Here is a 19,160-nt window from a genome sequence, read left to right as displayed (position 1 = left end):
GCTGCCTTAAGCTTTCAGAATGACCAGCAGCAGCGACCGGAGCCAGGCAGTGGGCGTCAAGACATACGAAGTACGCACTTATGGATGTCAGATGAACGTCCACGACTCCGAGCGCTTGTCCGGTCTCCTGGAGGACGCCGGTTATGTACGCGCCCCCGAGGGCACCGGCGAGGGCGAGGCCGACGTCGTCGTCTTCAACACCTGCGCCGTACGCGAGAACGCGGACAACCGGCTCTACGGCAACCTCGGCCGCCTCGCCCCGATGAAGGCCAAGCGGCCCGGCATGCAGATCGCGGTCGGCGGCTGCCTGGCGCAGAAGGACCGCGACACGATCGTCAAGAAGGCCCCCTGGGTCGACGTCGTGTTCGGCACGCACAACATCGGCAAGCTGCCGGTGCTGCTGGAACGCGCGCGCGTGCAGGAAGAGGCGCAGGTGGAGATCGCCGAGTCGCTCGAAGCCTTCCCGTCGACGCTGCCGACCCGGCGCGAGAGCGCGTACGCCGCCTGGGTCTCCATCTCCGTCGGCTGCAACAACACCTGCACCTTCTGCATCGTCCCGGCACTGCGCGGCAAGGAGAAGGACCGCCGCCCCGGCGACATCCTCGCCGAGGTCGAGGCCCTGGTCGCCGAGGGCGTCTGTGAGATCACGCTGCTCGGCCAGAACGTCAACGCCTACGGCAGCGACATCGGCGACCGCGAGGCCTTCAGCAAGCTGCTGCGGGCCTGCGGAAAGATCGACGGCCTGGAGCGCGTGCGCTTCACCTCCCCGCACCCGCGCGACTTCACCGACGACGTCATCGCGGCCATGGCCGAGACGCCGAACGTGATGCCGCAGCTGCACATGCCGCTGCAGTCAGGCTCGGACACGGTCCTGAAGGCGATGCGCCGCTCGTACCGCCAGGAGCGCTACCTCGGGATCATCGAGAAGGTCCGCGCCGCCATCCCGCACGCCGCGATCACCACCGACATCATCGTGGGCTTCCCCGGCGAGACCGAGGAGGACTTCGAGCAGACCCTCCACGTCGTCCGCGAGGCCCGCTTCGCGCAGGCGTTCACCTTCCAGTACTCCAAGCGCCCCGGCACTCCGGCGGCGACCATGGACGGGCAGATCCCCAAGGAGGTCGTCCAGGCGCGGTACGAGCGTCTCGTCGCCCTCCAGGAGGAGATCTCCTGGGAGGAGAACAAGAAGCAGGTCGGCCGCACCCTGGAGCTGATGGTCGCCGAGGGCGAGGGCCGCAAGGACGGCGCCACCCACCGCCTCTCCGGCCGCGCCCCCGACAACCGCCTCGTCCACTTCACCAAGCCGGACGAGGAAGTCCGCCCCGGCGACGTGGTCACGGTCGAGATCACCTACGCCGCCCCGCACCACCTCCTCGCCGAGGGCACCGTCCTCGACGTCCGCCGCACGCGCGCGGGCGACGCCTGGGAGAAGCGGAACGCGGCGCAGACCGCCAAGCCGGCGGGCGTGATGCTGGGCCTCCCGAAGATCGGCGCCCCCGAGCCGCTTCCGGTGGCGGCGGCACCGGGCTGCGGCTGCGACTGAGGCAGCGCTCGGCGGGACCTCGGCAAGGACAGTCGTACGGCAAGGGCAGTCGTACAGCGGGGTGGGGGAAAGCGTGTCCGAAAAGCGCTGGGGGCTGATCGTCGAGGAGACCGACGGGACCGGCGAGCGCAAGGCGTACTCGGCGACGGTCCTGGAGCACCTCACCGGCACCAGGGAACAGGCCGTGGCCCGGCTGGAGAAGCGCGCCCGCTCCTACGGCCCGCAGCATCCGCTGAACCCGATCAGCACCCGCCTCTACCGGACCGCCGAGGGCTTCCTGCTGGTCAACGAGGGCTCGATGCGGTCGTACGGCTGCCGGTTCACGGTCGCCGAGCTGCTGTACGACAGCGAGGAGGAACTCAAACGGGCCGAGGCCGCCCGCGAGGCGCAACGCCGGGCGGAGGCCGAACGCAAGGCCGCCGAGAAGGCAGCCAAGCGCGCCGCACGCCGAGCCCGCTGGGGGCGCTGAGCGGGCTCACCAGCCTGTCCGGACAGGCTGGTGACGCGATTGGCCGGGATGTGGCGACAGAGCCTCGCGGCGTACGCTGCCGATCATGCTCGTAGCCGCCGCAGTCTGCCCCTGCCCGCCCCTCCTCGTGCCCGAGGTCGCCGCGGGTGCCGCGCCCGAGCTGGACGCCGCGCGGGCCGCGTGCACGGATGCGCTGGGGGTGCTCGCCGCCGCCCGTCCGCACCGCCTCGTCGTGGTCGGGCCCGCCGAGAAGAGCGGGCGCGGACCGTACCCGGAGGGCGCGAGGGGCTCGTTCTGCGGCTTCGGCGTGGACCTCGACGTACGGCTCGGCAGCGACAAGGCGGACCCGGCGGCAGCGGACCGTGAGCTTCCGCCGTCGCTCGCGGTCGCCGCGTGGCTGCTGGAGCGGACGGGCTGGTCCGACGCCCCTGTCGAGGGGCTCGGCGTGGGAGAGCCTCTTGAGGCCGAGCGCTGCGTCGAGGCCGGAAGGGACGTCGCCGCGCAGGCCGAGAGGGTGGCCCTGCTGGTCATGGGCGACGGCAGCGCGTGCCGCACGCTCAAGGCGCCCGGGTACCTGGACGAGCGCGCGGCCGGTTTCGACGAGCGGATCGCCCGCGCGCTGGCCTCGGCCGATGTCGCGGCCCTGAAAGCACTGGACACCGGGTTGGCTCACGAGCTCAAGGCCTCCGGCCGCGCCCCCTGGCAGGTCCTCGCGGGCGCTGCCGAGGGCGCGGGCCTGGGAGGCTCCCTGCTGTACGAGGACGCGCCGTACGGGGTGGGGTATCTGGTGGCGGCCTGGTCCTGAGGGCTTCCGACGGCTCTTGAAGCCGCCGCCTCCCGACCGCCCCCGACACGGCGGACGGCCGGGAGCCGGATGTGCTCCGCGGCCGTCCGCCGAGGTGATGCCGCGCCGGTGCGAGGGCGCTCAGGAAACCGGAGGCGGTGGCGTGGTGTCGCCGTCGTCCTTGTGCGCGAGCCGGTCCATGGCGCCCTTGGCCTTGCCCGTACCCGAGTGGATCTTGTCGCTGTACTTGCCCTTGGTCTTCTTGTCGACCGCGTTCGCGGCCTTGTCGAGACCACGCTCGATCTTGCCCCCGTGCTGTTGCGCGAGGTCCGAGACCTTGCCCTTGGCCGGGGCGAGTTTGGACTTCAAATTACCCAGGAGACCCATGGTTCACCTTCCCGCGCGGGTCGGTCACTTCGGACTGGTACGGGCGCCCTCGCCGGCTTCGCTGTCGGCGGCCTTGTCGGCGGTCTGCTGCTTGGGGATCTCCACGTCGTCCGCGGCCCCGGTCTCCTCCGCCACGGTCTCCTCCGCCACGGCCTCGCCCGCCGTGGCCTCGGGCTCCGCCGCGGCGGCCTCGGGCGATCCCTTCGGCTCCTGTGACCCCTCCGCCTCGGTCTCGGCCGCCTGCGTGTCGGCCTCTGCCTCGGCGGTTGACGTCTCCTCCGTGGCCTTGGAACCCCGGAAGAGTCGTGCAAAAACTCCCATATCCACTCCATACGTTACTCGTGCGGGCGAAATCCCGCGTCGCCCGGTGCGTCCGATTGCGTCGCCCGGGTCACCGGCACTCGAAACCGGCGGTCCGAACCTCGCAACAGGCAACGAAGCCGAACCCGTCACGTCACGTAACTCGTTCGAGGAGAGGCCTTGAGGTTTGCGAGACTGGGTCGGTGAGCACCGCACTCCCCGCCCCCCGTGTCATCGCCGTCGTCGGACCGACCGCGGCAGGAAAGTCCGATCTGGGCGTCCATCTCGCCCAGCGCCTCGGCGGTGAGATCGTCAACGCCGACTCGATGCAGCTCTACCGGGGGATGGACATCGGCACCGCCAAGCTGACGCCCGGGGAGCGCGGCGGCATCCCGCACCACCTGCTCGACATCTGGGACGTGACGGTGACCGCGAGCGTCGCCGAGTACCAGCGGCTCGCCCGCGCGCGGATCGACGCCCTGCTCGCCGAGGGCCGCTGGCCCATCCTGGTAGGCGGCTCCGGGCTGTATGTCCGCGGAGCCGTCGACAACCTGGAGTTCCCCGGCACCGACCCCGAGGTCCGGGCCCGCCTGGAGGAGGAACTCACCCTGCGCGGCTCGGGTGCCCTGCACGCCCGCCTGGCCGCCGCCGACCCCGAGGCCGCCCACGCGATCCTGCCCAGCAACGGCCGCCGTATCGTCCGCGCCCTCGAAGTGATCGAGATCACCGGCAAGCCGTTCACCGCCAACCTCCCCGGCCACGACTCGATCTACGACACCGTGCAGATCGGCGTCGACGTCGCCCGCCCCGAGCTCGACGAGCGCATCGCCTGCCGGGTCGACCGCATGTGGGAGGCCGGGCTCGTCGACGAGGTGGGCACGCTGCAGGCGCAGGGGCTGCGCGAGGGGCGCACGGCGTCACGCGCGCTCGGCTACCAGCAGGTCCTGGCCGCGCTCGCCGGGGAGTGCACCGAGGGCGAGGCGCGCGCCGAGACCGTCCGTGCCACCAAGCGCTTCGCGCGCCGCCAGGATTCGTGGTTCAGGCGCGATCCGCGGGTGCATTGGCTCAAGGGAGGTGCGGCGGATCTCACACAACTTCCGCAGCTCGCCCTGTCATTGGTCGAACGACCGGTTACAGCCTGATCACGTCATGGCATCGGGACGCTCCGGCCGTCATCCGGGCGTCCGGCACCATGCCATCATCAAGCTTCGATCGACCAAGTGGAGTCCGAGTTGGGAGGGCGCGTGGCGATGGAGGCCGGCCCTCGTGACACCGCACAGGGCGCGGAGCAGGACACCGCGCAGGCCGGGGACCAGCTGGTCCCCGAGGGGTACCGAGTGGACCCCGACGGGGACCCCTTGAGCTCCGACGGACCCGACGACCAGCCGCCGGGCGGCGTGACCGCCGACGGACCGGAACCGGACGAGATGTCCCCGGGTCCCGAGGTCGAGGTCGAGCTGCGCCCCCAGCGCCGGATGCGGATCTGGCAGCTCGCGCCCATCGTGACCCTGGCCGGGGTCGGCTCCCTGATGTTCGCCTTCCCGCTCGCCTTCGAGTTCGGCGACGGCGGCGCCGTGGTCGCCATGCTCGGCCTGCTGATCTGCTCCTGCGCGGCCGGCTGGGGCATGATGGCCGCCCGGCGCGTCGGCCACACATGGCCCGGTCTGCCCCAGCGCGGCTCCGGCCGCCGCCCCGACTGGCGCGTGGTGCTGATGTACGCCGTGGTGGTCGCCGCGGTCGTCGTGCTCGCCGTGTGGCGCGTGGCCCGGCTGCGCTGACGCCGCCCGCCGGGCCGGGGCTGTCGTACCCACGCCGTACGATCGAGGCATGAGCACGCGGATCGCCTTCCTCAAGGGCCACGGGACCGAGAACGACTTCGTGATCGTCCCCGACCCCGAGAACGCCATCGACCTGCCCCCGGCCGCCGTCGCCGCCCTGTGCGACCGGCGCGCGGGCATCGGCGGGGACGGCCTGCTGCATGTCGTACGGTCCGCAGCGCACCCCGAGGCCGAGGCGATGGCGGCCGAGGCGGAGTGGTTCATGGACTACCGCAACGGCGACGGCTCGATCGCCGAGATGTGCGGCAACGGGGCGCGGGTCTTCGCCCGCTACCTCCAGCGCGCCGGTCACGTGACCGAGGGCGACCTGGCCGTCGCCACGCGCGGGGGAGTGAAGACCGTCCATATCGCCAAGACCGTGTCCGACAGCGGCTCCGCCGCGGGCGACATCACGGTCGGCATGGGCAGGGCACGCCTCCCCGAAGGGGACGTCACCGTGAGCGTCGGCGAGCGCAGCTGGCCCGCGCGGAACGTGAACATGGGCAACCCGCACGCGGTCGCCTTCGTCGACGACCTCGCCCACGCCGGCGACCTGTTCCGGCCACCGCCCTTCAGCCCGGCCGCCGCCTACCCGGACGGTGTGAACGTCGAGTTCGTCGTCGACCGGGGCCCGCGCCATGTTGCCCTGCGGGTGCACGAGCGCGGCGCCGGCGAGACCCGCTCGTGCGGCACGGGCGCGTGTGCCGTGGCCGTGGCGACGGCCCGCCGTGACGGTGCCGACCCGGCGGTGACGGGCGCCCCGGCGACGTACACGGTCGACGTGCCCGGCGGAACGCTGGTGATCACCGAGCGCCCGGACGGCGAGATCGAGATGACCGGGCCCGCGGTCATCGTGGCGGAGGGCGAGATCGACGCGGAGTGGCTGGAAGTCGCGGTGCGCTGAGGCGCCGGGCGGCTCGCCGGCGCGGCTCCGGAGGGCCCCGCGCCTCCGGTGGCCGTGATGATCGTCACCAAGACCGGCTCCGAGTGGCTGGAAAGTGCGGTGTGGCCGGGTGTCCGGCGGCTCGGCTTCGTAGTTCCAGGGGCCTCAGACGCTCGGAACCGCAGCCAGGGAAGCCCGGGGCGGTTCGAATGCACGGACGGCTCCTGTTCCCATGACTCGAAACCATAAACCCCTGAACCTTCGCTCTAATGGGTGATCCGTTTCACGCTCGGCGAGAGGCGGTCGGTCGAGCGTGATGGGCTCGGTAGCATCAAGCACCGGCCCGGACGGGGGAACGACGCGAGCCCCTGAGCCGCCGTACGCCATGGGGCACCCGTCCGCCGGTCCACGCAGCCGGAGGTGCCCATGAGCGCGGAGGCCACGAACCCCGCCGTAACGCCCGCCCCTGCGGCGCCGACAGCGCAGCGCAGGAAGAGCCGCCCCCGCCTCGATCTGCGCCGCCTCGGCCGGGCCGCGCTGCTCGGCACGGCGGCCCGCGACCGGCTGCCCGACGCGATCGGCCACGTCGTCGACGCCCACCGCGCCCACCACCCCGAAGCCGACCTGGAACCGCTGCGCCGGGCGTACGTCCTCGCCGAGTCCTCGCACCGCGGCCAGATGCGCAAGAGCGGCGAGCCGTACATCACACACCCGCTCGCCGTCACCCTGATCCTCGCCGAACTCGGCGCCGAGACAACGACCCTGACGGCCTCTCTGCTCCACGACACCGTCGAGGACACGGACGTGACGCTGGAACAGGTGCGGGCGGAGTTCGGCGAGGAGGTCTGCTATCTCGTCGACGGTGTCACGAAGTTGGAGAAGGTCGACTACGGAGCCGCCGCCGAGCCCGAGACCTTCCGCAAGATGCTCGTCGCCACCGGCAACGACGTCCGCGTGATGTCGATCAAACTCGCCGACCGGCTGCACAACATGCGCACCCTGGGCGTCATGCGCCCCGAGAAACAGGAACGTATCGCCAAGGTGACGAGGGACGTCCTCATCCCCCTCGCCGAACGGCTCGGCGTCCAGGCGCTCAAGACCGAGCTGGAAGACCTCGTGTTCGCGATCCTGCACCCCGAGGAGTACGAGCACACCAGACAGCTCATCGTCGACAACGCGGCCCGTGCCGGCGACCCGCTCGCGGAGACCGCCGAAGACGTGCGCGGAGTGCTGCGCGAGGCCGGCATCCAGGCCGAAGTCCTCATCCGGCCACGGCACTTCGTCTCCGTCCACCGCACCTCACGCAAACGCGGACAGCTGCGCGGCGCCGACTTCGGCCGCCTCCTCGTCCTCGTCAACGAGGACGCCGACTGCTACGCGGTCCTCGGCGAGCTCCACACCTGCATGACGCCCGTGGTCTCGGAGTTCAAGGACTTCATCGCCGTACCGAAGTTCAACCTGTACCAGTCGCTGCACACAGCCGTCGCCCGCGAGGACGGCGAGGTCGCCGAAGTCCTCATCCGCACCCACCAGATGCACAAGGTCGCCGAGGCCGGTGTCGTCGCGCTCGGCAATCCCTACGCTCCTCCTTCGGAAGAGCAGGCCGAACGCGACGGCGAGCGCGCCGACCCCACCCGCCCCGGCTGGCTCTCCCGGCTCCTCGACTGGCAGGAAGCGGCGCCGGACACCGACACGTTCTGGTCCACCCTGCGCGAGGACCTCGCCCAGGACCGCGAGATCACCGTCTTCCGGCCCGACGGCGGCACGTTGGGGCTCCCCGAGGGCGCCAGCTGCGTGGACGCCGCCTACGCGCAGTACGGCGAGGACGCGCACGCCTGCATCGGCGCGCGCCTGAACGGCCGCCTGGCGACGCTGAGTACGGTCCTGAAGGACGGCGACACCGTCCAGCTCCTCATGGGCCAGGACCCGGCCTCGGAGCCCTCCAAGGAGTGGCTGGAGCACGCGCACACGCCCGCCGCGCGGATCGCCATCCAGCGCTGGCTGGCCACGCACCCCGCGCCGGGCGAGGAGCCCGCCGAGGCGACCGCACCCGGTACGTCCGGTGGTCCCGCCGGGCGCCCCGTCCCCGACGGCCCGCCCGCCGCCCGCCCGGCCGCCGCGAACGCCGTCGTCGACCAGCCCGGCGCGACCGTACGCCTCGCCGGCTGCTGTACGCCCGTACCGCCCGACGAGATCACCGGCTTCGCCGTACGCGGGGGAGCGGTCACCGTTCACCGGGTCGAGTGCGCCGGAGCGGAGCGCATGAAGAGCGCGGGGCGCGCGGAGGTCGGCGTGAGCTGGGGCGAGACCGCGGAGTGCCGTGTCACGCTCGTCGCCGAGTCCTTCCAGCGCCCGCACCTCCTCGCCGACCTCACCGAGGCCATCGCCCTGGAGGGCGTCGCCATCGTCTCGGCCACCGTCGAGCCCCCGACCCAGCAGCGCGTCCGCCACACCTACACGCTCCAACTCCCCGACGCCGCCCACCTCCCCGGCCTCATGCGGGCCATGCGGAACGTGGCGGGCGTGTACGACGTGGGGCGCGCACAGCACCAGGCGGCGGCCGCACAGTAAGCCCGGGGAGCCCGAGGGGTCGGGGGAGGACGACCCCGTTCGAGTGGGCCCGTCGCGCGTCGCCGCCGTGGAGCGGACGGGCGCTGGTAGCCGTGGTCCATGCTGCTCACCCCCCGTCAAGGGATCCCCCACCCGAGAACCTCGCGCCCCAGGATCCGGCGCGCCAAGGCCGCGCTGCTCGCCTTCGCCGTCTCCGTCTGCCTGATCGCCGCCGGCGCCCCGGCCACGCCCCTCGGCGTCGGCGACCGGCTCTTCCCGCACCTCGGCAACCCGGGATACGACGTGGAGTCGTACGACCTCGCCTTCACCTATTCCGGCACGAACAACAAGCCGCTGGAGGCCGTCACCACCATCGAGGCGTACGCGACCTCCGCCCTGGACCGCGTCAACCTCGACTTCTCGCACGGCACCGTGCGCTCGGCCGAGGTCAACGGCGCGCCCGCCGACTTCACCAGCGCGGGTGAGGACCTCGTCCTCACCCCAGGGGCACCGCTGGCCGAGGGCAGCCCACTGCGGATCACCGTGCGGCACACCAGTGACCCCGTGTACGGCGAGGGCAAGGAGGGCGGCTGGATCCGGACCGGCGACGGGCTCGCGATGGCCAACCAGGCCGACGCCGCCCACCTGGTGTTCCCGTGCAACGACCACCCCTCCGACAAGGCCATGTTCACCATCCGGGTCACCGCGCCCCAGGGCTACACCGCCGTCGCCAACGGGCTGCCCGCCGGGGAGGACCGCGCCCCCGGGGCCACCACCTGGACGTATCGCACCCAGCACCCCATGGCCACCGAACTGGCCCAGGTCTCCATCGGCCGCTCCACCGTGCTGCGCCGCGGTGGACCGCACGGCCTGCTCGTACGCGACGTCGTCCCCACGAAGGACCGCGAGGCGCTGGAACCGTGGCTCAGGAAGACCCCCGGCCAGATCGCGTGGATGGAGGAGAAGGTCGGCCGGTACCCGCTGGAGGCGTACGGGCTCCTGATCGCCGACGCGCGGACGGGCTTCGAACTGGAGACACAGACACTCTCTCTCTTCGAGAGAGAGCTCTTCACCCGCCCCGAGTACCCGGAGTGGTACGTCGACTCGATCATGGTGCACGAGCTGGCCCACCAGTGGTTCGGCAACAGCGTCAGCCCGCGCACCTGGTCCGACCTGTGGCTCAACGAGGGCCACGCCACCTGGTACGAGGCCCTCTACGCGGAGGAGAAGGCCGGCAAGCCCATGGAGGCCCGCATGAAGGCCGCCTACGGCGCCTCCGACCGCTGGCGGGCCGCCGGAGGACCGCCGGCGGCACCCAAGGCGCCCAAGCCCGGCCAGAAGATCGGCATCTTCAGGGCGAACGTCTACGACGGGGCCGCGCTCTTCCTCTACGCCCTGCGCGAGGAGATCGGCCGCCCCGCCTTCGAGCGGCTGCAGCGGGCCTGGGTGAGCGTCCACCGCGACTCGGTGGCCTCGACGTCCGACTTCCGGGACCTCGCCTCCGCCATCGCCGGGCGCGACCTGGGCGATTTCTTCCACGCCTGGCTGTACGAGGAGAAGACCCCGCCGATGCCCGGTCACCCGGACTGGAAGTCGTCGCAGGCGGCGGACCAGGGCCTGTCCGCCGGACAGCACGCTTAGCCCCGCAATAACCTGGATGACGAGACGGGCCGTGCCGTGCGACCATCGTCGGGTCGACGGCGCGGCTCGGCCCCCGCAGGTGCCCCCTAGGGGGCGGCTCCGGGTTGGCCGGGGCCGGTTCCGGGAATTCCACAGGTGCCCCACACGTTGTCGCAAGTGACGGACCGAGGACCGACCAGGACCGGCGAAGTCCGTCGACCCATCGGTATCCCCATCGACGTAAGGACCCAATGACCTCCTCTTCATTCTCTTCCCAGGCCGCGCAGCACGCGTTCGCGCAGAACAACCCCGAAGGTCTTCGGGCCGATGCCCTGATGGAAGAGGACGTCGCCTGGAGCTTCGAGATCGACGGCGAGCGGGACGGCGACCAGTTCGACCGCTCCGAGCGCGCGGCCCTGCGCCGCGTCGCGGGCCTCTCCACCGAGCTCGAGGACGTCACCGAGGTCGAGTACCGCCAGCTCCGCCTGGAGCGGGTCGTTCTCGTCGGGGTGTGGACCTCGGGGACCGCGCAGGACGCGGACAACTCCCTCGCGGAGCTGGCCGCCCTCGCGGAGACCGCGGGCGCGCTCGTGCTCGACGGCGTCATCCAGCGCCGCGACAAGCCCGACGCGGCCACCTACATCGGCTCCGGCAAGGCGACCGAGCTGCGGGACATCGTCCTGGAGACCGGCGCCGACACCGTCATCTGCGACGGTGAACTCAGCCCGGGCCAGCTGATCCACCTCGAAGACGTCGTCAAGGTCAAGGTCATCGACCGTACGGCCCTGATCCTCGACATCTTCGCCCAGCACGCCAAGTCCCGCGAGGGCAAGGCACAGGTCGCGCTCGCGCAGATGCAGTACATGCTGCCGAGGCTGCGCGGCTGGGGTCAGTCGCTGTCCCGGCAGATGGGCGGCGGCAAGGGCGGCGGCCTCGCCACCCGTGGTCCCGGTGAGACCAAGATCGAGACGGACCGGCGACGGATCCGCGAGAAGATGGCGAAGATGCGCCGGGAGATCGCGGACATGAAGACCGGCCGCGAGATCAAGCGCCAGGAGCGACGGCGCAACAAGGTGCCGTCGGTCGCCATCGTCGGCTACACCAACGCGGGCAAGTCCTCCCTGCTCAACCGCCTCACCGGCGCGGGCGTCCTGGTCGAGAACGCCCTGTTCGCGACCCTCGACCCGACCGTGCGCCGGGCCGAGACCCCGAGCGGGCGGCTGTACACGCTGGCGGACACCGTCGGATTTGTCCGGCACCTGCCGCACCACCTCGTCGAGGCGTTCCGCTCCACGATGGAGGAGGTCGGGGACTCCGACCTGATCGTGCACGTCGTGGACGGTTCGCACCCGGCGCCGGAGGAGCAGCTGGCCGCCGTACGTGAGGTGATCCGGGACGTCGGCGCCACCGGCGTACCCGAGATCGTCGTGATCAACAAGGCCGACGCGGCCGACCCGCTGGTGCTCCAGCGGCTGCTGCGGATCGAGAAACGCTCCATCGCGGTCTCGGCCCGCACCGGCCAGGGTATCGAGGAACTGCTCGGGCTGATCGACAACGAACTGCCCCGCCCCTCGGTCGAGATCGAGGCGCTCGTGCCGTACACGCTCGGCAAGCTCGTCGCCCGCGCCCACACCGAGGGCGAGGTGATCTCCGAGGAGCACACCCCGGAGGGCACGCTGCTCAACGTGCGGGTGCACGAGGAACTGGCGGCGGAGCTGGCGCCGTACGTTCCGGCACCGGCGGTCTGACCTGCCATAGGCACTGCGTACGAACCCCCGCCCCCTCGCGCAGAGGGCGGGGGTTCGTTGTCACCGGGTCCGCTACCGGCCGCCGTACTCCCTGCTCATCGTCCGGTACAGCTGCTCGGCCCCAGCCCCGAGCCGGGGCCCCGCGAGCCAGGTGTTGTCGGCCGGGCCGATCGACGTGTTCGAGACGAGCCGGGTCGCCCCGTCGACGACGCGGAACCAGCCGCCGCCCGAGGAACCGCCGGTCATGGTGCAGCCGATGCGGTACAACGTCGGCAGAGCGGAGCCGAGCGAGAGACGTCCGGGACGGTCCACGCACTTGAACATCCGCAGACCGCTGTACGGCGGCGCCGCCGGGTAGCCCCAGGCGCCCATCGCGTCGACCTCGGAGGCGGACGGCGTGGAGAAGTCCATGTCCAGGGCCGCGCCGACCGTTTCCTCCAGGGACCGGGCCCCGGATTCGGGCCGCACATGCAGGACCGCGTAGTCGTACGCGGCGCCCGCCCCGCCCGTGTCCGCCCCGCCCGCGATCCACTCGTCGGAGGTCGCGGCCCAGTCCGCCCACCACTGGCCGTACGGGGCGATCTCCTGCTCGGTGGCGCCGGCCAGCTCGGACGCGGACTTGCCGAGGTCGTTGTAGGCCGGGACGAAGGCGATGTTGCGGAACCAGCCGCCGCTGCCGCCCGCGTGCACGCAGTGGCCCGCGGTCCACACGAGGTTGGACTCGCCAGGGTGGTTCACGTCCTTGACGACCGTGCCCGAACAGACCATCGCGCCCGCGGGGGAGTCGAAGAACACCTTGCCGACCGGGGCGGCGTACACGTGGTACGGCGTCCGCTCGGGCGTGGCCTCGACCGGGGCCGGAACGGGATCGCTGATGCCCTCGTCGGCGTAGGCGTCCTGCGTCGAGACCGTCTTGTTCGCCTCCTCGGCGGACCGCATCCGCTCCGGGCCCCACAGACCCTCGATGACCGGGTTGACGAAGTCCTCGGCCTCATTGAGCCACTTGTCCCGGTCCCAGTCCTTCCAGCCGCCGTCCGCCCAGTCGTCGACGTCGATGCCGTGCTCCCTGAGCCTGTCGGGGAGGGCGTCGGCGAGGCTGCCGCCGGAATCCGCGTCCGCGTCCATGTCCGTTTTCGTGTCCGTTTTCGTGGTCCGGGCCGGGGTCGGGCCGGCGTCCGGCTTGCCGTTCGCGCCGCTGCCGTCGTCGGTGCAGGCGGTCGCCGCGACCGCCAGGGCCGCGAGGAGTGCGGTGGCGGCGAGAACGCGGTGCCGCGCTCGCCGCCGAGGTGAGGAACACATGATGCTGACCCCCGGAATCTTCCGTACGGCACGCCCCTATTGACGGGGCTCTGGGAGAGACGAAAGGCGGTTGGGCGCGGTGTCTCCACCCCACCCAACCGCCTTTCACCCATGACCGGTTACGGCCCCGGCGTCACAGCCCTCGCCAAGCGGCCTCGGCGAAGTCCGCGGCGGTACCGCGCTCCGTAAGGGGCGCAGGGCTGTATCGATGGCTGGTATCGATATGCGGCTCCGCCGCGTGGGCGCGACCAGCCCCCACCGGCCCGCAGGTTCATCACCCTGCTCCCAGCGGAGCGCTCAGCCGGCGAACTTCTCGCTCACCGCGTTGTACACGCCCTCGGCGTCCTTGCCCAGCCGGGGGCCCGCCAGCCAGCCCGAGGTCACCGGGCCGATCGAGGTGTTGGACACCAGCGTGGGCTGCCCGTCCGAGCCGGCCGCCACCCAGCCGCCGCCGGACGAACCGGCGGTCATGGTGCAGCCGATGCGGTACATCGTCGGGTCCGACTTCGCCAGCGACAGCCGTCCGGGCCTGTCCGTGCACTGGTACATGGTCTCGCCGTCGAACGGAGCCGCCGCCGGGTAGCCGGTCGCGGTGATGCTCTCCACCTGCGGCACGGCCGGCGCGTCGAAGTCCACCGGAAGCGCCGAACCGACCATCTCCTCCAGAGACTTGCCGCCGCTGCCCTCCTCCGGCGTCACATGGATGACCGCGAAGTCGTACGACGCGCCGTCACCGCCCGTCGCACCGCCCTGCTCGATCCACTGGTCCGAGGTCTGCGCCCAGTCACCCCACCAGACGCCGTACGGAGCGACCTCCTCCTTGGTGGCCGACGCCAACTCCTCCGTCGTCATACCGTCGTTGTTGTACGAGGGTACGAAGACGATGTTGCGGTACCAGCCGCCCGACTTGCCGGCGTGCACACAGTGACCCGCGGTCCACACCATGTTCGACTTGCCGGGGTTCGCCGGGTCCTTCACCACGGTCGCCGAGCAGACCATCGTGCCCGCGGGGGAGTCGAAGAACACCTTGCCCGCCTCGGGCACGTTGTCGTGGTACGTCACCGGCACCGCCTCGGCCTCCACCGCCCTCGGGGTCGGGTCGGTGACACCCTGGTCACCGGTGAGGTCGTTCTCGTCGACCTCCTTCTCCGGCTCCTCGGCCTCGCGCATCCGGTCCGGGTCCCACAGGTTCTCGATGATCGGGTTGACGAAGTCCTCGGCCTCGCGCAGCCAGTCGTCCTTGTCCCAGTCCTTCCAGGCGCCGTTCTTCCACCGGTCGAGATCGATCCCGTGATCCTTGAGCTTTTCCTTGAGGTCGTCCGGGATCTGGATCTTGCCGTCGCTGCCCTGGGAGGCGGCGACGTCGGCGGCCGTGTCGTCGCCCGACTTGCACGCGGTGGCGGTCAGCGCGAGCGCGGTGGCGAGGCCGACGGCGGCCAGCACGGGGGAGGTTCTGCGGCGCGCGCCCCTCCCACGATGAGCGGCGAAGGGCGGGCGTATGGGTCGCATGGGCTGAACTCCCCCTGGTATGAGCGAACTCTGTGCTGCCGGAGCGGTCACGCACATCGCCGCGGTCGTGTCGTACGTCGTCGGCCCGGCGTACGACCTTGCCGTACGTCTTCTTCTTCGTACGCGTTCGTCCACGCATGCGGCTTGGTGCGGATCCGCCGAACCGTGTTCTTTCGGAACGGCATCACACACTATGCGGTCGCTGTGGGGGACATCCGATGGAACGGCAACGGTTCCGTCACGGCAAGGATCTTCGACTTACCCGCTTCCCCTCGCGGAGCGCGTCGTTGGTACGGATGGGGAACCCGCCGGTGCTCGGTGCCCCCTTGCCAACTCGCCGGTGAACAGCGGGAGGAACTGTCGTCGTGGCTGCGACCGAGTCTGCGGTGGCGTCTGTGGGGAGCGGGCCCGAGGGGGCGCTCCCGGAGCGTGAGGACGAGGGAGCGCACGCCCGGCGCGAGGCCGGACCGGCGCGCGCGGCGCACGAGGGGATTCTGCGGCGGCAGGCGGCGCGCGAATCGGCGGCACGCACCTATGCGCGCGCCCTGCCGATCGTGCCCGTGCGGGCACGCGGACTGACGATCGAGGGCGCCGACGGGCGCCGTTACCTCGACTGTCTCTCCGGCGCGGGCACCCTGGCCCTCGGCCACAACCACCCTGTGGTGCTGGAGGCGATCCGCAAGGTGCTCGACTCGGGAGCGCCGTTGCACGTCCTCGACTTGGCCACCCCCGCCAAGGACGCCTTCACCACGGAACTGTTCCGCACGCTGCCGCCCGGGCTCGCCGACCGCGCGCGCGTGCAGTTCTGCGGGCCCGCCGGGACGGACGCGGTGGAGGCCGCGTTCAAGCTGGTGCGCGCCGCGACCGGACGCACCGGGCTGCTCGCCTTCACCGGCGCCTACCACGGGATGACCGCGGGAGCGCTCGACGCGTCCGGGGGAGCGCCCGATGTACGGGTCGCACGCCTGCCGTACCCCCAGGAGTACCGTTGCCCCTTCGGTATCGGCGGCGAACGCGGCGCCGAACTCGCCGCCCGCTGGACCGAGTCCGTCCTCGACGACGTCAAGTCCGGCGTTCCGCTGCCCGCCGGGATGATCCTCGAACCGGTCCAGGGCGAGGGCGGTGTCATCCCGGCGCCGGACGACTGGATGCGCCGCATGCGCGAGATCACCGCCGCGCGCTCCATCCCGCTCATCGCCGACGAGGTCCAGACGGGGGTGGGCCGCACGGGCCGCTTCTGGGCGGTCGAGCACAGCGGTGTCGTCCCCGACGTGATGGTCCTCTCCAAGGCCATCGGCGGCAGCCTCCCGCTGGCCGTCGTGGTCTACCGCGACGACCTCGACGCCTGGCAACCCGGCGACCACGCGGGCACGTTCCGCGGCAACCAACTCGCCATGGCCGCAGGCACGGCCACCCTCGCCTATGTACGCGAGCACGGCCTCGCCGACCGCGCCGCCACCCTGGGCGCCCGGATGCTCGCCCAGCTCCGGGGCCTGGAAGCGGAGTTCGCCTGCGTCGGTGACGTACGGGGGCGGGGCCTGATGATCGGTATCGAACTGGTCGACCCGGAAGCAGCCTCGCCGGACCCCACCGGCGGCCCTCGCCCTGCCTCTCCCGAACTCGCCGCCGCTGTACAGCGCGAGTGCCTGCGACGCGGGCTGATCGTCGAACTGGGCGGCCGCCACGCCGGCGTCGTACGCCTCCTCCCACCCCTGACCATCACGGACGAACAGGCCAACGCCGTCCTCGACCGGCTCGCCGACGCGGTGGGCGCCGTGGCCCGGGCGCCACGAGGCACCGGGGAGACCAAACACAGCGGGTGGAGCCCACCGGACGAACCGGCCGCCGATGCCGCCCCCGGTGACCGGTGCCACCCCACCCGGCGGACCGGATAGCCGTACGGCACTGGGCCACCGCCGGGCGCGGCGACCAGCCCCCAGCCGGTGCCCTGAGGGACAGGACCGCCCCCACCGGAACCAGAGCCGAACCCACCGGATCGACTCCTGGACCGACCGAGCAGTCCGATCATCAGTGACCGCCTACCAAAGCCGCCCGCCCCCTCTCCGCCCGGCCCCCCGAACCGAACCCCACGCCCCATCACCTCGACCTGAACCTCCACTCCCGTCGACGACGCACCCCACTGCTCCACCGCACACCAGAGGTCCACCGCACGCCGGCACCGCCCCGGTTCGCCGGCCGCACGAACCTGAACCACCTCACGAGGAACTCTCTTGAACGCGACCCCCGCACCCGACGGCCGCACCCACACCCCCGAGCGAGGAGTCGGCGACGCGCAGGCCCCTCTCCCACCGGGCGCCGAACTGGTCCCCCGGCAGAAGGACGGGGCCCGGGAGGCCGAGCGGCTGCGCGGCGTTCCCGGCGACCTCCTGGAACACCCCGATCCGGCCGCCGCGGCTCAGGCGGCGGCCGTCGAGAACCTGCTGCGCTGCTGGGTACGCGAGAACAACCTCACCGCCCCCACCGACGGCACCCTCCGCATTCCCCTCCCTTCCACCGGTACGGCCCTCCTCGTCCCGGTCCGCTACTGGTCGCCCACGGGCTGGCACCGCTTCGGCCTCCCGTACCCGGCCGACGCCCCGGACTGGGCGCCCCCGGCCGACGCGGTGACCGTGGCAGCCCTGCTGGCCAGGGAAACCACTGCCTCCGGCGCCGAACCGCAGGCACCGCGCAGCCCCGTCGAGGAGGGCACCGACCTGGTCGGCCGGGTCGCCGACTCCGTCCGACGGACAACCGTGTTCATCGGCGAGCGCCGCCAACACCCCGCCGACAAAGCCGACCTGTTCCTCAGCGCCGAACAGGCGCTGCTGCTCGGGCACCCCCTGCATCCCACTCCCAAGAGCCGCGAGGGCCTTTCCGAGGCCGAAGCACCGTTCTACTCACCGGAGTTGTGCGGCTCCTTCCCCTTGCAGTGGCTGGCGGTCGCCCCGACCACGCTGGCCACCGACTCGGCGTGGACGGAACGCGGCCGCCTCGTACCCGCCGCACAGCTGACCGCACGCCTGGCCGGCGTCGGACTGCCGCTGCCCGACGGATACACCGCCCTGCCCGTGCACCCCTGGCAGCTCCGCGAGCTCCGGCACCACCCGGACACCGCGGCCCTGCTGGACGCCGGGTTGCTCCAGGACCTCGGCCCGCACGGCTCCCCGTGGCACCCCACCTCCTCCGTCCGCACCGTCTACCGCTCCGGCGCCCCCGCGATGCTGAAGCTGTCGCTCGGGCTGCGCATCACCAACTCCCGCCGGGAGAACCTCCACAAGGAGCTCCACCGCGGTGTCGAGGTCCACCGCCTCCTCCGCAGCGGCCTGGCCGAGCTGTGGCAGGCCGCCCATCCCGGCTTCGACATCGTGCGCGACCCGGCCTGGCTCGCGGTCACCGACCCGGACGGCGCCCCCGTGCCCGGCCTGGACGTGATGATCCGGCACAACCCGTTCAGCCCGGCGGACGACGTGTCGTGCGTCGCGGGGTTCGTCGCACTCCGCCCGCACGGCACTGCCCACACACACGACACTGCCGACACGCACAGAACTGCCCACACGCAGACGAGCCTCACCATGCGGTCCCGGCTCACGGACGTCGTCACCCGCCTCGCCGGCCGCACCGGCCGCCCCCGCGGCGCCGTCGCCACCGAGTGGTTCCTGCGCTACCTGGAGCAGGTCGTACGTCCGGTGCTGTGGCTGGACAGCGAAGCCGGGATCGCCCTGGAGGCCCACCACCAGAACACCCTGCTTCTGCTGGACCCCGATGGCTGGCCCGCCGGCGGCCGCTACCGCGACAACCAGGGCTACTACTTCCGCGAGTCCCACCGCACGGAACTCGACACCCGGTTGCCCGGCATCGGCGCACACAGCGACACGTTCGTCTCCGACGAGGTCACCGACGAACGGTTCGCCTACTACCTCGCCATCAACAACGTGTTCGGCCTCATCGGCGCCTTCGGTTCCCAACACCTCGCCGACGAACGCCTGTTGCTCGCCGCCTTCCGCCGCTTCCTCACCGACGCGGCCACCGGACCCGCCCGTCTGCGCACACCCATGCCGGCCCACCTGCTCGACTCACCCGTCCTGCGCTGCAAGGCCAACCTGCTGACCCGACTGCACGGCCTCGACGAACTCGTCGGCCCGGTCGACACCCAGTCCGTCTACGTCACCATCGCCAACCCCCTGCACTCCTGACAACCATTCCCGACGTCTGACATCCGTCCCTGACCGACAGCTCTGAGGACATGCCCCA

The 19,160-nt window shown here is 71.7% G+C and carries 15 protein-coding genes; 11 read left to right on the top strand and 4 right to left on the bottom strand.

Features of this window, described 5'->3' with window-relative positions; translation table 11 throughout:
* Positions 1-19: 19 nt before the first annotated feature.
* The 3 genes from miaB (at position 20) to ACWD3C_RS14330 (ending at position 2,817) form a co-directional block, all read left to right on the top strand.
* Complete coding sequence (gene miaB, locus ACWD3C_RS14340; protein WP_451143608.1) at positions 20-1,543, top strand: tRNA (N6-isopentenyl adenosine(37)-C2)-methylthiotransferase MiaB; 1,524 nt, start codon at positions 20-22, stop codon at positions 1,541-1,543.
* Positions 1,544-1,616: 73 nt separating this feature from the next.
* Positions 1,617-2,012 (top strand): hypothetical protein, encoded by a 396-nt coding sequence (locus ACWD3C_RS14335; RefSeq protein ID WP_451143606.1) that lies wholly within the window; start codon positions 1,617-1,619, stop codon positions 2,010-2,012.
* An 85-nt stretch (positions 2,013-2,097) separates the two neighbouring features.
* A complete protein-coding gene (locus ACWD3C_RS14330) occupies positions 2,098-2,817 on the top strand; it encodes a class III extradiol dioxygenase subunit B-like domain-containing protein (RefSeq protein WP_451143604.1) in 720 nt (239 codons plus the stop codon).
* A 120-nt stretch (positions 2,818-2,937) separates the two neighbouring features.
* Here the strand turns inward: ACWD3C_RS14330 and ACWD3C_RS14325 are convergent, their stop codons facing one another.
* Entirely contained in the window at positions 2,938-3,183 is a 246-nt protein-coding gene (locus tag ACWD3C_RS14325; protein ID WP_451143602.1) for an antitoxin, read from the bottom strand.
* Between the two features lie 24 nt (positions 3,184-3,207).
* The gene (locus tag ACWD3C_RS14320; protein ID WP_451143600.1) at positions 3,208-3,504 is read right to left on the bottom strand and encodes a hypothetical protein; all 297 of its coding nucleotides are present in this window, start codon (positions 3,502-3,504) and stop codon (positions 3,208-3,210) included.
* A gap of 182 nt (positions 3,505-3,686) precedes the next feature.
* On the opposite strand from ACWD3C_RS14320, the gene miaA reads away from it, so the two are divergent.
* The 6 genes from miaA to hflX all read left to right on the top strand — a co-directional run bounded on the left by miaA (position 3,687) and on the right by hflX (position 12,101).
* The gene (miaA, locus tag ACWD3C_RS14315; RefSeq protein ID WP_451143598.1) at positions 3,687-4,625 is read left to right on the top strand and encodes a tRNA (adenosine(37)-N6)-dimethylallyltransferase MiaA; all 939 of its coding nucleotides are present in this window, start codon (positions 3,687-3,689) and stop codon (positions 4,623-4,625) included.
* Positions 4,626-4,733: 108 nt separating this feature from the next.
* On the top strand, positions 4,734-5,261 hold the full coding sequence (locus ACWD3C_RS14310; RefSeq protein ID WP_451143686.1) for a hypothetical protein: 528 nt from the start codon (positions 4,734-4,736) through the stop codon (positions 5,259-5,261).
* A 49-nt stretch (positions 5,262-5,310) separates the two neighbouring features.
* Positions 5,311-6,204, top strand: coding sequence for a diaminopimelate epimerase (gene dapF / locus ACWD3C_RS14305; protein WP_451143596.1), 894 nt, complete (start codon positions 5,311-5,313; stop codon positions 6,202-6,204).
* Positions 6,205-6,609: 405 nt separating this feature from the next.
* The gene (locus ACWD3C_RS14300; protein ID WP_451143594.1) at positions 6,610-8,754 is read left to right on the top strand and encodes a RelA/SpoT family protein; all 2,145 of its coding nucleotides are present in this window, start codon (positions 6,610-6,612) and stop codon (positions 8,752-8,754) included.
* Between the two features lie 99 nt (positions 8,755-8,853).
* Positions 8,854-10,374, top strand: coding sequence for a M1 family metallopeptidase (locus tag ACWD3C_RS14295; RefSeq protein ID WP_451143592.1), 1,521 nt, complete (start codon positions 8,854-8,856; stop codon positions 10,372-10,374).
* A 230-nt stretch (positions 10,375-10,604) separates the two neighbouring features.
* Positions 10,605-12,101, top strand: a complete 1,497-nt coding sequence (gene hflX, locus ACWD3C_RS14290) for a GTPase HflX (protein ID WP_451143590.1) — start codon at positions 10,605-10,607, stop codon at positions 12,099-12,101.
* A gap of 72 nt (positions 12,102-12,173) precedes the next feature.
* On the opposite strand, the gene ACWD3C_RS14285 is transcribed toward hflX, so the two are convergent.
* On the bottom strand, positions 12,174-13,400 hold the full coding sequence (locus ACWD3C_RS14285; RefSeq protein WP_451143588.1) for a trypsin-like serine peptidase: 1,227 nt from the start codon (positions 13,398-13,400) through the stop codon (positions 12,174-12,176).
* 297 nt (positions 13,401-13,697) lie between these two features.
* Positions 13,698-14,909 (bottom strand): trypsin-like serine peptidase, encoded by a 1,212-nt coding sequence (locus ACWD3C_RS14280; RefSeq protein WP_451143586.1) that lies wholly within the window; start codon positions 14,907-14,909, stop codon positions 13,698-13,700.
* A gap of 365 nt (positions 14,910-15,274) precedes the next feature.
* Between ACWD3C_RS14280 and ACWD3C_RS14275 the strand changes: the two genes are divergently transcribed.
* Both ACWD3C_RS14275 and ACWD3C_RS14270 read left to right on the top strand, forming a co-directional pair.
* The gene (locus tag ACWD3C_RS14275; protein WP_451143584.1) at positions 15,275-16,804 is read left to right on the top strand and encodes a diaminobutyrate--2-oxoglutarate transaminase family protein; all 1,530 of its coding nucleotides are present in this window, start codon (positions 15,275-15,277) and stop codon (positions 16,802-16,804) included.
* Between the two features lie 336 nt (positions 16,805-17,140).
* Positions 17,141-19,102: an IucA/IucC family protein gene (locus ACWD3C_RS14270; protein ID WP_451143582.1), complete on the top strand. Its 1,962-nt coding sequence runs from the start codon at positions 17,141-17,143 to the stop codon at positions 19,100-19,102.
* The last annotated feature ends 58 nt before the right edge of the window (positions 19,103-19,160 follow it).

The organism is Streptomyces sp. NPDC002845, assembly GCF_053591955.1.
This window is presented reverse-complemented; position numbering and strand designations above follow the sequence as displayed.

Bases quoted from the DNA above. Each gene is read 5' to 3' on its own strand.
- miaB (WP_451143608.1), top strand. From the start codon at position 20: ATGACCAGCAGCAGCGACCGGAGCCAGGCAGTGGGCGTCAAGACATAC.
- ACWD3C_RS14330 (WP_451143604.1), top strand. From the start codon at position 2,098: ATGCTCGTAGCCGCCGCAGTCTGCCCCTGCCCGCCCCTCCTCGTGCCC.
- ACWD3C_RS14325 (WP_451143602.1), bottom strand. From the start codon at position 3,183: ATGGGTCTCCTGGGTAATTTGAAGTCCAAACTCGCCCCGGCCAAGGGC.
- ACWD3C_RS14320 (WP_451143600.1), bottom strand. From the start codon at position 3,504: ATGGGAGTTTTTGCACGACTCTTCCGGGGTTCCAAGGCCACGGAGGAG.
- ACWD3C_RS14310 (WP_451143686.1), top strand. From the start codon at position 4,734: ATGGAGGCCGGCCCTCGTGACACCGCACAGGGCGCGGAGCAGGACACC.
- dapF (WP_451143596.1), top strand. From the start codon at position 5,311: ATGAGCACGCGGATCGCCTTCCTCAAGGGCCACGGGACCGAGAACGAC.
- ACWD3C_RS14300 (WP_451143594.1), top strand. From the start codon at position 6,610: ATGAGCGCGGAGGCCACGAACCCCGCCGTAACGCCCGCCCCTGCGGCG.
- ACWD3C_RS14295 (WP_451143592.1), top strand. From the start codon at position 8,854: ATGCTGCTCACCCCCCGTCAAGGGATCCCCCACCCGAGAACCTCGCGC.
- hflX (WP_451143590.1), top strand. From the start codon at position 10,605: ATGACCTCCTCTTCATTCTCTTCCCAGGCCGCGCAGCACGCGTTCGCG.
- ACWD3C_RS14285 (WP_451143588.1), bottom strand. From the start codon at position 13,400: ATGTGTTCCTCACCTCGGCGGCGAGCGCGGCACCGCGTTCTCGCCGCC.
- ACWD3C_RS14280 (WP_451143586.1), bottom strand. From the start codon at position 14,909: ATGCGACCCATACGCCCGCCCTTCGCCGCTCATCGTGGGAGGGGCGCG.